Origin of the sequence: Vibrio profundi, from assembly GCF_005281835.1 — a bacterium.
GTDB classification, from domain to species: Bacteria; Pseudomonadota; Gammaproteobacteria; order Enterobacterales; family Vibrionaceae; genus Vibrio; species Vibrio profundi.
In genome coordinates this window covers 335,630-348,417 of the sequence record NZ_RZIS01000003.1, presented here as the reverse complement: position 1 = coordinate 348,417, position 12,788 = coordinate 335,630, and the positions used below count along the sequence as shown (strand labels likewise).

The window sequence follows — 12,788 nt, the reverse complement described above, 5'->3', positions numbered from 1 at the left end:
CTTTGTTATTTTTCTCAGTATTACGGAATACTAACGAGAATACAAAGGGATACAATGAATTATACAGAAATATTATTGATAGCGTTGCGCCGTTTTCTCACTGAGCTTAACAATAACATTCACAGCCTGTTCCATGCCCTGTATAGAAATAAACTCGTGAATGCCATGGAAATTATAGCCCCCGGTAAAAATATTCGGGCATGGTAACCCCATAAACGACAATCTAGCGCCATCCGTCCCACCACGTATCGGTTTAATTTGCGGCTGTACATCGCATTCGATCATAGCTTGCTTAGCTAACTCAATAATGTGCTGATGAGGCTCAACCATTTCTTTCATATTGAAGTAGCTATCAGTAAGTACTAATTCCACATGCCCTTTCTCGAGATGTTCGTTCAGTTCATCCACTTTTTGCTGCATGAATACCTTACGTGCTTGTACACCTTCACGCTCAAAGTCGCGAATGATATAGCCCAGTTCAGAACGAGCGACACCCATTTCCGCTGACTTCAAATGATAGAAACCTTCATAGCCTTCAGTGCGTTCCGGTGTTTGCTCAGCTGGCATCATCAGCTGAAATTTAGCCGCAATGTTCATTGAATTGACCATTTTCCCTTTCGCTGTGCCCGGGTGAACGTTAGTACCATGGCAAATAACGTCGGCGCTGGTTGCATTAAAGTTTTCGTATTCAAGCTCACCCATGGGTCCACCATCAATGGTATACGCCCACTCAGCGCCAAACTTGTCTACGTCGAATAGATTAGCGCCTCGGCCAATCTCTTCATCAGGCGTAAACCCAACACAAATGTCCCCATGTTTAATTTCTGGATTCGCGATTAGAATGTCGATGGCTGTCAGTATTTCTGCGATTCCCGCCTTGTTATCCGCCCCCAATAAGGTTGTTCCATCTGTCGTAATCAGGCTATGACCATACAAGCTATTTAGATCTGAATATTGCTCAGGCGAGAGTACTTCTCCGCTGTCACCCAGCTGAATCACCTGCCCTTGATAGTCCGAGATGATCTGTGGCTTCACGTTCTTCCCCGAAGCATCAGGCGCGGTATCCATATGCGCTATAAATCCAATAGCTGGTACGCTGTGCTCAACATTGCTCGGCAGTAGCGCAGTCAAATAGCCATTTTCGTCTAAACATACATTCTCAAGGCCAAGCTCCAACAATTCTTTTTTTAGTTCTTCGGCCAGTACCAATTGCCCTGAAGAACTTGGGCAATGAGAGTTAGAAGGATTAGATTGAGTATCGAAGGTAACGTAACGAATAAAGCGGTCGACAAGATTTTTCATATACAACTCACATACTTAATTTGAAGACAGACAACCAATGAATTAACTTCCTTTTGTATCATTTGGGGATGATTCATTGGTGAACTGCCAACAGACTACGCCGATAGCAAATGAATATTTTGCGCTATATCAGTTTTATTGGTGATGAATGAAATTCGATGCCTATACTTATTTTAAGGGTTCACGTCAGTTTTTCTTCTATATCGGGGATGAGATCATCAAGTTTCGTTACTTTCTACGCCCTTGCTATTCCACCTAATAAAAATTGAAAGTGGATGATGATCGCCTATTCATGTTCATACAACATGTCCCCAACGTTCAAATAGGGTTGAATCATGACTATCAATAAATACTATGTCTTTAAGCCCCAAGCACTAGACAAACAAACCAACCAAAACCACGAAGTTAAAACCGATAAAGAAATGAAGCGGCAGCAAGCCGTCAAACAAGCGCAAAGCGAAGGCGGTATCGATAAGTAACCTTCTATGAGCCTTCCCGCACTAGACCCAGTCGAGTAGCAGCCAATCCTCACTGGGTTTATTTTCATTTGTATCAAGGAATGATTTCATGCGATGGCAATTTATGTTAATAATTTGTATTCCTAATCCAACGAACTCAAGAAGTTACTCATGCACTCCGGCATGACAATGATGACTTCACTCTCAAAGGGATCTCATACATGGAATACTCTCGCCTAGGAAGCAGCAACGTCTCTGTTTCGCGCATCTGTTTAGGTAGTATGACTTGGGGGCTTCAGAACACCCAACAACAAGCTGACGAGCAAATTGAATTCGCGCTCAGTCAGGGCATTAATTTCATCGACACTGCGGAAATGTACGCGGTTCCACCTTCACCGGATACCTACGGAAAGACTGAAACCATTATTGGTAATTGGCTCGCAAGAAACCCCTCTCGCCGTAAAGATATCGTTATCGCAACTAAGATTGCAGGGGCCGGTTTACCATGGGTGAGAGACGGAGGCCCAATTACCGGACAAACCGTTATCGAAGCAGTTGATGCTTCTTTAAAGCGCTTACAAACCGATTATATCGACCTTTACCAACTTCATTGGCCAAATCGCACCTCGCCTCACTTTGGTAAACATTTCCCTAACCAATTCAAGTTCAGCGAGATCAACAATCAAGAACACGAAGCTCAGATGCTTGATATTCTTCAAGGGTTAGCAACCTGCGTAAAAGCAGGCAAGATCCGCCACTGTGGCTTATCTGACGATACGACGTGGGGAATCAACACTTACTTAAAGCTAAGCGAAAAACACGATCTACCTCGTATGGTTTCGATTCAAAATGAATTTAGCTTACTCCACGCAAAAGATTGGCCTTACTTGATTGAGAATTGTGTCCATGAAGACATCGCTTACTTGCCTTGGTCACCACTCGCGGCAGGCAGTTTAAGTGGTAAATACTTAAATGGTGCTCGCCCTGAAGGCTCGCGTTGGACATACATGCAGCGCAAAGGTATTTTCCGCGACACACCACTCGCCAACCTCGCGATTAAAGGCTATGTTGATGTGGCTCACGCACACGGTTATACACCAAGTCAGTTAGCCTTAGCATGGTGTGACCAAGTCGATGGTGTCACTTCAACGATTATTGGCGCTACCAACATGGATCAGCTGAAAGAAAACATTGCTGCTTTCTCTAAGCCATTAAGCGATGAAATTATCACCGACATCAACACTGTATTTAAACAATACCCAGTGCCTTATTAAGCACATACCTAAGAATTCACAGCGCACCACTCGTGCGCTGTGCGTTGCTTAACCACCCTCTACGATATTTAACCAAACTCCTTCTACATCCCTTTTGGTCTTATGAGGTTTACTCTATAATGCCCTCGTTTTCTTCTGGGATAACCCTCAATACCTTGGATACTTTCATGATTTCAAAAAACCAACTCAAACTACTTCGTGCTCTCGGCCAAAAGAAACAGCGTAAAGCGCATGGTTTGTTTTTAGTCCAAGGTGAGAAAAACGTACTCGAATTGGCAACCAGCCAACTGAACGTAAAACAGATTTTCGCTACCAGTGAATTCCTTCAAGAAAACAGCAATGATCTTAAGCAATTTGAGTGCATTGAAGCGTCGCTGGACGAGCTAACCAAGGCAAGTACATTAGTGAGCAACAACGCCGCCATCGCAGTCGTTGAGATCCCACAAGTAGAGCTGCCTCCAGCTCAAGGATTAATGATCGCTTTGGATGGCGTATCAGACCCGGGCAACTTAGGTACGATTATCCGTGTCGCCGACTGGTACGGAATCAAGCACATTGTGGCAAGCAGTGATTGCGCAGATCCGTATAATCCAAAAACAATCAGTGCGACTATGGGTAGCTTTGGCCGCGTTCACGTAAGCCAAACAGATTTGCCAAGCTATTTAGACAGCGCAGACTTACCGGTTTACGGAGCCTTTCTTGAAGGCGAAAGCGTTCATAAAACCAGTTTTTCAGCTGAAGGCATTCTTCTAATGGGCAGTGAATCTCATGGAGTTAGAGCAGAAGCTGCAAAATACGTGACTGACAAGATCACTATCCCTGCATTTGGCGGAGCTGAGTCATTAAATGTTGCAATGGCGACAGGCATTATTCTTGATAACTTACGCCGTCAACATAGCTAATCGCTCAGAGTAACGCTGCTGAGAACCAACTAGCCCTCAAAATTCAGATTCAACAAAAAAGGCGTAATGAATAATTCATTACGCCTTTTTTAAATTCAGTTTTTCAACTACTTTTCCAGCATATCGAGCTTGTCTGGCACACCATTCCACTTAGCAGCTTCTTCCATCGCTGGCTTAACTTCAGTCTGTACAGGCCAAATTTCAGCTAACTCTGCATTAAGCTCAATGTATAACTGTTGATCTTCAGGAACTTCGTCTTCTTGGAAAATAGCTTGAGCGTCACATTCAGGTACACATAAGCCGCAATCAATGCATTCAATCGGGTTGATCACCATGAAGTTAGGGCCTTCATGAAACGCATCCGCCGGGCATACCGCCACGCAGTCAGTGTATTTACATTGTATACAGTTATCGCCTACGACAAACGCCATGATACTCAGCTCTTAAGTTAGTCAAAATTGAAGAATGGGGATAATACTCATCCCAAAACAAAATTCAACTTTATCCCGGATGAATATTCAGCCAAATAGCCTTATGTTTTCAATTTAGTATGACAGATAAACCAAATTCTCGTAAAATGCGCGCCATTGTGAGCTCTACCCTCAACTTTTATTTGGGGCGTTTGGCTAAGACACCTATTAAAACGAGACATCTGCATGATACGTTTAACCGAAATCAAACTTCCTCTCGATCACGAAGAAGGCGCTATTTCAGCAGCAATTATCAAAAAGTTAGGCATCACCGCCGAACAACTTTTATCTTTCAATGTGTTCAAACGTGGCTACGATGCTCGTAAGAAAACCAAAATTCTTCTTATCTACACACTAGATGTTGAAGTAGAAAATGAAGCCGCTCTTCTTGAAGAATTCATCAGTGACCCGCACGTAAAAGTAACGCCAGATATGGAATACAAGTTCGTTGCTCAAGCTCCAGCTAAGCAAACCGAGCGTCCAGTTGTTATCGGCTTTGGCCCTTGTGGTTTATTCGCAGGTTTAGTACTAGCACAAATGGGCTTCAATCCGATCATTGTAGAGCGTGGCAAAGAAGTTCGTGAGCGTACTAAAGACACATTTGGCTTCTGGCGTAAACGCACACTAAACACAGAATCTAACGTTCAGTTTGGTGAAGGTGGTGCAGGAACATTCTCTGACGGCAAGCTATACAGCCAAGTAAAAGACCCAAAACACTACGGCCGTAAAGTTATTGAAGAGTTCGTAGCTGCTGGCGCTCCTGAAGAAATTCTATATGTTAGCAAGCCGCACATCGGTACTTTCAAGCTTGTAACCATGATTGAGAAAATGCGTGCGAAAATCATCGAGCTAGGTGGTGAGATCCGCTTTAGCACTCGCGTCGATGATATTCACATGGATGATGGTCAAATCACTGGCTTAACGCTTTCTAACGGTGAAGAAATCAAAACTCGTCACGTGGTATTGGCCGTTGGTCACAGTGCTCGCGATACGTTCGAAATGCTGCATGATCGTGGTGTTTACATGGAAGCGAAGCCTTTCTCTGTAGGTTTCCGTATCGAGCATAAGCAATCAATGATCGATGACGCTCGCTTTGGCCCAAACGCAGGTAACCCAATCTTAGGTGCTGCAGACTACAAACTGGTTCACCACTGTAAAAATGGCCGCACTGTTTACAGCTTCTGTATGTGCCCGGGTGGTACTGTGGTTGCCGCAACTTCAGAAGAAGGCCGCGTCGTAACCAATGGTATGAGCCAATATTCGCGTGCAGAGCGTAATGCGAACAGCGCTATCGTTGTCGGCATTGACCCAGACCGTGATTACCCAGGCGACCCACTAGCAGGTATTCGCTTCCAACGTGAACTTGAAACTGGTGCTTACAAGCTTGGTGGTGAAAACTACGACGCTCCAGCTCAAAAAATTGGTGATTTCTTAAAAGGCGCCACTCCAAGTGAAGTTGGCGACGTCAAACCATCATTTACACCAGGCATCCACTTAACAGATATCTCAAAAGCGCTGCCAGATTTCGCGATTGAAGCAATCCGTGAAGCGATCCCTGCGTTTGAGAAGAAAATTAAAGGCTTCTCTACACCAGATGGCCTACTAACAGGTGTTGAGACTCGTACGTCTTCACCAGTATGTATTAAACGTGGCAAAGACTTCCAAAGCATCAACTTAAAAGGCTTCTTCCCAGCAGGTGAAGGCGCGGGTTATGCGGGCGGAATCTTATCTGCAGGCATCGATGGGATCAAAGCAGCAGAAGCGTTAGCGCTATCAATGGTTGAGCAAGCTAACGAAGCTTAATCAAACATGATAAAAAAGGGCGTTCAATCGAACGCCCTTTTTCTATCTTTATTATATTTTCTAAATCGTTACTTCAAATCACCGTAGCGTTCTAAATAAAGCACTGTTGCAGCAGTACGTGATGGTACTTGTAACTTCTTCAATAAGCTCTTCATGTGAACTTTCACCGTAGATTCAGAAATGAACAAGTGATCAGCTATTTGCTTATTTCGGTAACCTTTCGCTACTTCTTGCAGAATCTGCATTTCACGCTCAGTTAGTTGCTCAAAGATATCTTCACGGTTTTCATTGTCGGCTAAGTACTTCGCCACTACGCTGCTATAAGCTTTATCACCACTGTGAGCCTGTTTAAGTAAATCGATTAGCTCATCTGGCTCGGTATCTTTTAACAAGTAACCATCCGCGCCAGCTTTTACAATAGCTTCAATATCTGCAGGGCTATCAGAAACCGTCAAAATTACTATGTTTGCATTGGATCCGTCTGTACGTAGCGCTTTTAAAGTATCAAGGCCAGACATCCCTTTCATATTGAGATCCAGAAGAATTAAATCTGGATCTTCTTCGTGCGCTAAAGCGACAGCTTCGCTTCCGTTGCTTGCTTCAGCTATCACATCAAATTCATCTTCAAAACTCAGTAGTTGGCTAATACCACGACGCATTAACGGGTGATCATCCACCAGCATTACTTTACATATCGTCAAACTTAGATTTCCTTCAAACTTTTATACTTCAAAATTACTTTGCAGCCTTTACCCTTAGCCGCATCAATTGTTAGGTCACCATTAAGCCTTGCCGCACGTTCCTGCATGATACTCATCCCGTAGTGGTTCAATTTCGAATCACTTGGGTCAAATCCATCTCCGTTATCTTTTATTTCTACGAGTACATCACCCTCTTCATCAAGACAACAAACATCAATCGAACTCGCATTCGCATGTTTAATCGAATTCATAGTTGCTTCTCGAATCAGTTGAAGTAAATGTACTTGCCTGTGAGCGTCTAGCTCAATTGACGATAAATTATTTATTAGAGTTATTTTTGCATCCGTTCTTTCATTTAATTGTTCTAACATATCGCTCAGCGCTTCACCAAAGCTTCCTTCTTTAATTGATAACCTGAACGTAGTTAATAGCTCTCGCAGCTGCGTATAAGCGCCTGAAAGGCCATCATTGATTTCTAGAGCAATTTGCTCGGTTTGCTGAACGTGTTTATGTTCGGGCAATTTTCCAATTACACGCTTAAGCAGAGTGATCTGAATTTTCAAATAAGACAAAGACTGAGCAAGAGAATCATGCAGCTCGCGAGCGATCGTGGCACGCTCTTCCATCAACAGTAATTGCTCTGCTTTCTTCTGAGCATGATTATAGTAAATAGCTCTCGATAAAATCTGTATAAAGTTACCAATCAACGCATTTTCTTCGGGTTGCTCGTTATAAGAACAATACAAGTAACCCAGATGAGTATCATCGAGCTTCAAAGTATATTTCTGTTCATAATCTTTCACATCAATACCTTCATCTAGAATCAGGGCTCGTCCGCCTACATCCTCTATCTCTAATCGAACAGAGTCGATACTCTCTAGAGTGACTAAATACTGAAGAATCGCTCGGAAGTTATCAGGGTTAATTCTAGCTGCGGTCAGTTCTTGTGAAGAGTCATAAAGTACTTGTAGTGACTGATTAGCCTTTTGAAGTTTAAAGGTTTTCTCATTTACCGCTTGCTCCAAGTCTCGGTAAAGAATGCCTAAATCTTGGGCCATCGAGTTAAAAGTTTTGGTCAAGATCCCCATTTCATTGCTGCTCGTAACCTCTAGCTGCACATCAAAATCTTGATTCTTGATTCGCTGACTCGCTCCAACCAAAGCATGCAATGGTTTAACAACCTGTTTACGTACAAAGTGAACAACAAATAAAGAAATGACAAGAATGCCACCTAATCCTAGACCGCCAACCCAAGCTAATTTGATTAATTTTTGCTCAGAAAATTGCTGAAGTTTAAAAACAAAACCATCAATTTCAGACACAAAATTGGCCACAATAATCAAATAGTAGTCTCTTTGGTCACTTTCTAAGACGGCTTTCAACTCATGCCAACGGACAATAATTCGGTAGTAATCTTGAGTAATATCAGAAGGTACGTCCCAATCTTGTAGGTTCTTCATTGACGGAGAATAAAGTGAACTCTCAAACTGGCGAATATGAGACGAGTAATCCATTGATTTTATTTGTATATCATGAGCTAAGCGGTAACTTTGCATTCGCATCGAGCCCGCAACGTTGACCGCCTCAGCATCATTCAAACTCGACGCCAACGTAAAAATAGCAAACCCTGTCGTAGCGACAGAAAGCATCAAAATCAGTAGAAGGGACTTCGCTATCGTGCTTGTTACTGATGAAACTTGGTTCATAATTTAGGAGAGATTCCTAGGTTTATTTAGATGAAAAACAACAGATTATGAGGAGTAAGCGTCACCCTACCTTTTCAATATGTGATCAACGGCCTAATGATTTATTGATCTAAAACAATCTTGTCTGGCATTAACCCTTAGGGGGTATTTATACAATTATTTCTAAAATTACACTACCTGTGAAAATTAATTAAAGCTTATTAATGGCTTAGCGTCACATTTCGTTAACAACGATTCGCGTTTTTTGAGCAATGCTCCAGCGAAATAATGTTTGTACGCTATATTGATAAAGGCCATGTTTAAAAATTGGAAGAGTTAAGTGGTTGACTTAACAAGAAGACGATTATTTTCCCGCAGGAAAGTCGACGAAAGTCTGATTCGCCTGCCGTGGATAAAAAAGCGCAGTACATTTACAGATGATTGTACGCGATGCGGAAAGTGCATTGAAGTATGTGAAACAAAAATCATTGTTATCGGTGATGGCGGTTTTCCTACAGTCGACTTTAATAAAGATGAGTGCACGTTTTGTTATCAGTGTGCCGATGTATGTCCTGAACCCATTTTTTCCGACATGCAAGAGACTCCTTGGCCTGCTAAGGCATCTATCAACGATGAGTGTCTCGCAAACAAAAACGTTGAATGCCGCAGCTGCGGTGACATGTGTGAGCCAATGGCCATACAGTTTCAACTGAGAGCCGGTGGTGTGGCTTTACCCAAAATAGAAATAGATGAATGTAGTGGTTGTGGAGCGTGCGTTGCAGTGTGCCCTACTTCAGCAATTCTTGTGAGCAATAATTAAAAATAACGAGAGCAACTTATGGCACTAAATGAAGTGCACATTTCAAGTTTAGTCGTACATGTGAGCCCAGAGCACCTCACTGAAATCAAAGCGGAAATCGAAAAATTCGATAATGCAGAGATTTACGGTGATAGCCCTGAAGGCAAAATCATTGTGGTACTGGAGACGGAAAACCAAGGTTTTGTCACTGATACCATCGACGCGATAAATAATTTAACGAACGTTCTGGGTACAGCTTTGGTTTATCACCAAATCGAAACTGGCTTAGACGATATAGATTCAGACACTGGAAGTAACAATTCTCAAATCGAGGGTGAAGTATGAAAATGACAAGACGTGCATTTGTGAAAGCAAATGCAGCAGCATCAGCGGCAGCAGTAGCAGGCGTTTCATTGCCAGCGACAGCAACCAACCTGATAGCAAGTTCTGACCAAACAAAGATTACTTGGGACAAAGCGCCTTGTCGTTTTTGTGGTACAGGTTGTTCAGTACTTGTTGGTACACAAAATGGTAAAGTTGTGGCAACTCAGGGTGACCCTGAAGCGCCAGTAAACAAAGGTCTTAACTGTATCAAAGGTTACTTCCTTTCAAAAATCATGTACGGCAAAGATCGTCTTGAGCAGCCTCTGCTTCGTATGAAAGATGGCAAGTACCATAAAGATGGCGACTTCGCTCCAGTAGATTGGGACACCGCTTTCGACGTAATGGCTGAAAAGTGGAAACAGGCTCTGAAAGACAAAGGTCCAACAGGCGTTGGTATGTTCGGTTCTGGCCAGTGGACAGTAATGGAAGGTTACGCTGCGGCTAAAATGATGAAAGCGGGTTTCCGCTCAAACAACATCGATCCTAACGCTCGTCACTGTATGGCTTCAGCTGTTGGTGCATTCATGCGTACTTTCGGTATCGATGAGCCAATGGGTTGTTACGACGATTTTGAACACGCAGATGCATTCGTACTGTGGGGTTCAAACATGGCAGAAATGCACCCAGTATTATGGACTCGTATTACTGACCGACGTTTAAGCCACCCACACGTAAAAGTAAACGTACTGTCTACTTACTACCACCGTTCATTTGAGCTTGCTGACAAAGGTTACATTTTCGAACCACAATCTGACCTAGCAATTGCGAACTTCATCGCTAACTACATCATCCAGAACGATGCAGTTAACTGGGACTTCGTTAACAAGCACACAAACTTCAAGCAAGCGACGACCGACATTGGTTACGGCCTGCGTGACGACGATCCTCTACAACAAGCCGCTGCTAACCCTAACTCGGGTAAAATGTCTTCTATCTCATTCGATGAGTACAAGAAGTCTGTAGCGCCTTACACCGTTGAAAAGGCTTCTGAGTTGTCAGGTGTTGCTGAAGACAAGCTCATTGAGCTTGCTAAGCAATACGCAGATCCAAACATTAAAGTGATGTCTCTATGGACTATGGGTATGAACCAACATACTCGTGGTGTATGGATGAACAGCCTTGTTTACAACATCCACCTTCTAACAGGTAAGATTGCGACTCCAGGTAACAGCCCGTTCTCACTAACAGGTCAACCTTCAGCTTGTGGTACTGCGCGTGAAGTAGGTACATTCTCACACCGTCTACCAGCAGATATGGTCGTTGCTAATCCTAAGCACCGTAAAATTGCTGAAGATATCTGGAAACTACCAGAAGGCACTATCCCACCTAAGCCTGGTGCTCACGCTGTTGTTCAAGATCGTATGCTTAAAGACGGTAAGATCAACGCTTACTGGGTAATGTGTAACAACAACATGCAAGCTGGTCCAAACATCAACGAAGAACGTCTTCCAGGTTACCGTAACCCTGAAAACTTCATCGTGTGTTCAGACCCATACCCAACAGCTACCGCTCAAGCTGCTGACTTGATTCTTCCTACAGCAATGTGGATCGAAAAAGAAGGCGCTTACGGTAACGCAGAGCGTCGTACTCAAGCTTGGTACCAACAAGTTAAAACCGTCGGTAACGCGAAGTCTGACCTTTGGCAGATTATGGAGTTCTCTAAGCGCTTCACAATTGAAGAAGTTTGGGGCGAAGACCTACTTGCAAAAGCACCTGAGTACCGCGGTAAAACTATGTACGACATGCTGTTCAAAAACGGTCAAGTCGACAAGTTCCCTATCGAAGAGGCTCGTGAACTTAACGATGATGCGCACGCTCAAGGTTTCTATGTTCAGAAAGGTCTATTCGAAGAATACGCTGCATTTGGTCGCGACCACGGTCACGATTTAGCACCATACGATGTTTACCACACTGTACGTGGCTTACGTTGGCCTGTAGTTGATGGCAAAGAAACACTTTGGCGTTACAAAGAAGGTTCAGATCCATACGCTAAGAAAGGTTCTGGTTGGGACTTCTACGGTAAGCCAGATGGTAAAGCTCTGATTATCTCGGCTCCATACGAAGCGCCACCTGAAGCTCCGGATTCTGAGTTCGACATGTGGCTATGTACTGGCCGTGTTCTTGAGCACTGGCATACAGGTACTATGACACGTCGTGTACCAGAGCTATACAAAGCAGTACCGGATGCTCTGTGTTACATCCACCCTGCTGACGCCAAAGCTCGTGGCTTACGTCGTGGTGATGAAGTTCTTATTGAGAACAAACGTGGTGAAGTACGTGTACGTGTTGAAACACGCGGCCGTAACCGTCCACCGCAAGGCTTGGTATTCGTACCATTCTTTGATGCACGAATCCTAATTAACAAACTGATCTTGGATGCAACGGATCCACTGTCTAAACAGACGGATTTCAAGAAGTGTCCTGTGAAGATCACTAAAGTTTCTTAATTGAACACTTATTCGTTAAGCAAGAATTAATGCTCGGGCTGCCGATTCCTATTGCAGCCCAATCAAAGAATTAGCCATTAGGCGGAGAAATTGATATGAAAAAACTGATTACTGCCCTACTGTCAGTTGGTTTGTTACTAACAGGCGTAGCTCAAGCTGAACTTGAAAACCCAGGCGGCATCGGTGGTGTTGAATCACTACGTGGTGCATCAGAGTTAGAAGCGACTCGTGCCGCTGACGACTTCAAAAAATTCCCACGAGATCAAGTGCTTGATAGCGAATACGTATATCAGCCACCACTAGTGCCTCATACTATTCGTAGCTATGAAGTATCTCTAAACGCAAACAAATGTCTGGCTTGTCATAGCTGGAAGAATGCTAAAGAGATGGGCGCAACCAAAATTAGTGTAACTCACTATGTGAACCGTGAAGATGCAGTACTGGCGGACGTATCACCACGTCGTTACTTCTGTCTTCAGTGTCACGTACCTCAAGCAGCAGCTAAACCTCTGGTTGAGAACGAATTCAAACCTGTTGATTCGTTACGCTAATCGTAGCCGCAT

The 12,788-nt window shown here is 43.5% G+C and carries 12 protein-coding genes; 8 read left to right on the top strand and 4 right to left on the bottom strand.

Going from position 1 to position 12,788, the window contains the following annotated elements:
- Positions 1-72: 72 nt before the first annotated feature.
- Positions 73-1,302 (bottom strand): peptidase T, encoded by a 1,230-nt coding sequence (gene pepT / locus ELZ11_RS10375; protein ID WP_137357334.1) that lies wholly within the window; start codon positions 1,300-1,302, stop codon positions 73-75.
- Positions 1,303-1,637: 335 nt separating this feature from the next.
- Here pepT and ELZ11_RS23795 point away from each other — a divergent pair, with 335 nt between their 5' ends.
- From ELZ11_RS23795 to ELZ11_RS10365, 3 genes are all read left to right on the top strand, one after another.
- Positions 1,638-1,781 carry a hypothetical protein gene (locus tag ELZ11_RS23795; RefSeq protein WP_167494661.1) on the top strand — a complete coding sequence of 48 codons (144 nt, stop codon included), beginning with the start codon at positions 1,638-1,640 and terminating at the stop codon, positions 1,779-1,781.
- Positions 1,782-1,981: 200 nt separating this feature from the next.
- Positions 1,982-3,034: an aldo/keto reductase gene (locus ELZ11_RS10370; protein WP_137357333.1), complete on the top strand. Its 1,053-nt coding sequence runs from the start codon at positions 1,982-1,984 to the stop codon at positions 3,032-3,034.
- A gap of 167 nt (positions 3,035-3,201) precedes the next feature.
- On the top strand, positions 3,202-3,936 hold the full coding sequence (locus tag ELZ11_RS10365) for an RNA methyltransferase (RefSeq protein ID WP_137357332.1): 735 nt from the start codon (positions 3,202-3,204) through the stop codon (positions 3,934-3,936).
- 107 nt (positions 3,937-4,043) lie between these two features.
- On the opposite strand, the gene fdxA is transcribed toward ELZ11_RS10365, so the two are convergent.
- The gene (gene fdxA / locus ELZ11_RS10360; RefSeq protein ID WP_137357331.1) at positions 4,044-4,367 is read right to left on the bottom strand and encodes a ferredoxin FdxA; all 324 of its coding nucleotides are present in this window, start codon (positions 4,365-4,367) and stop codon (positions 4,044-4,046) included.
- 225 nt (positions 4,368-4,592) lie between these two features.
- On the opposite strand from fdxA, the gene ELZ11_RS10355 reads away from it, so the two are divergent.
- Positions 4,593-6,209 carry an NAD(P)/FAD-dependent oxidoreductase gene (locus ELZ11_RS10355; protein WP_137357330.1) on the top strand — a complete coding sequence of 539 codons (1,617 nt, stop codon included), beginning with the start codon at positions 4,593-4,595 and terminating at the stop codon, positions 6,207-6,209.
- Between the two features lie 68 nt (positions 6,210-6,277).
- Here ELZ11_RS10355 and ELZ11_RS10350 read toward each other — a convergent pair whose 3' ends face one another.
- Positions 6,278-6,910 (bottom strand): response regulator, encoded by a 633-nt coding sequence (locus ELZ11_RS10350; protein ID WP_167494660.1) that lies wholly within the window; start codon positions 6,908-6,910, stop codon positions 6,278-6,280.
- A gap of 2 nt (positions 6,911-6,912) precedes the next feature.
- Positions 6,913-8,616: a nitrate/nitrite two-component system sensor histidine kinase NarQ gene (gene narQ, locus ELZ11_RS10345; protein ID WP_137357329.1), complete on the bottom strand. Its 1,704-nt coding sequence runs from the start codon at positions 8,614-8,616 to the stop codon at positions 6,913-6,915.
- A 319-nt stretch (positions 8,617-8,935) separates the two neighbouring features.
- Between narQ and napF the strand changes: the two genes are divergently transcribed.
- The 4 genes from napF (at position 8,936) to ELZ11_RS10325 (ending at position 12,776) form a co-directional block, all read left to right on the top strand.
- Complete coding sequence (gene napF / locus ELZ11_RS10340) at positions 8,936-9,415, top strand: ferredoxin-type protein NapF (protein WP_137357328.1); 480 nt, start codon at positions 8,936-8,938, stop codon at positions 9,413-9,415.
- 18 nt (positions 9,416-9,433) lie between these two features.
- Entirely contained in the window at positions 9,434-9,739 is a 306-nt protein-coding gene (locus tag ELZ11_RS10335; RefSeq protein WP_137357327.1) for a chaperone NapD, read from the top strand.
- Positions 9,736-12,225, top strand: a complete 2,490-nt coding sequence (gene napA, locus ELZ11_RS10330; protein WP_137357326.1) for a periplasmic nitrate reductase subunit alpha — start codon at positions 9,736-9,738, stop codon at positions 12,223-12,225. The genes ELZ11_RS10335 and napA overlap by 4 nt, the downstream gene beginning before the upstream one ends.
- Positions 12,226-12,320: 95 nt before the next feature.
- Positions 12,321-12,776, top strand: a complete 456-nt coding sequence (locus tag ELZ11_RS10325) for a nitrate reductase cytochrome c-type subunit (RefSeq protein ID WP_137357325.1) — start codon at positions 12,321-12,323, stop codon at positions 12,774-12,776.
- Positions 12,777-12,788: the final 12 nt, after the last annotated feature.

Excerpts from the sequence above, each read along its gene's own strand:
- pepT (WP_137357334.1), bottom strand. The coding sequence starts at position 1,302 with ATGAAAAATCTTGTCGACCGCTTTATTCGTTACGTTACCTTCGATACT.
- napA (WP_137357326.1), top strand. The coding sequence starts at position 9,736 with ATGAAAATGACAAGACGTGCATTTGTGAAAGCAAATGCAGCAGCATCA.
- ELZ11_RS10365 (WP_137357332.1), top strand. The coding sequence starts at position 3,202 with ATGATTTCAAAAAACCAACTCAAACTACTTCGTGCTCTCGGCCAAAAG.
- ELZ11_RS10355 (WP_137357330.1), top strand. The coding sequence starts at position 4,593 with ATGATACGTTTAACCGAAATCAAACTTCCTCTCGATCACGAAGAAGGC.
- ELZ11_RS10335 (WP_137357327.1), top strand. The coding sequence starts at position 9,434 with ATGGCACTAAATGAAGTGCACATTTCAAGTTTAGTCGTACATGTGAGC.
- ELZ11_RS10325 (WP_137357325.1), top strand. The coding sequence starts at position 12,321 with ATGAAAAAACTGATTACTGCCCTACTGTCAGTTGGTTTGTTACTAACA.
- ELZ11_RS23795 (WP_167494661.1), top strand. The coding sequence starts at position 1,638 with ATGACTATCAATAAATACTATGTCTTTAAGCCCCAAGCACTAGACAAA.
- fdxA (WP_137357331.1), bottom strand. The coding sequence starts at position 4,367 with ATGGCGTTTGTCGTAGGCGATAACTGTATACAATGTAAATACACTGAC.
- narQ (WP_137357329.1), bottom strand. The coding sequence starts at position 8,616 with ATGAACCAAGTTTCATCAGTAACAAGCACGATAGCGAAGTCCCTTCTA.
- ELZ11_RS10370 (WP_137357333.1), top strand. The coding sequence starts at position 1,982 with ATGGAATACTCTCGCCTAGGAAGCAGCAACGTCTCTGTTTCGCGCATC.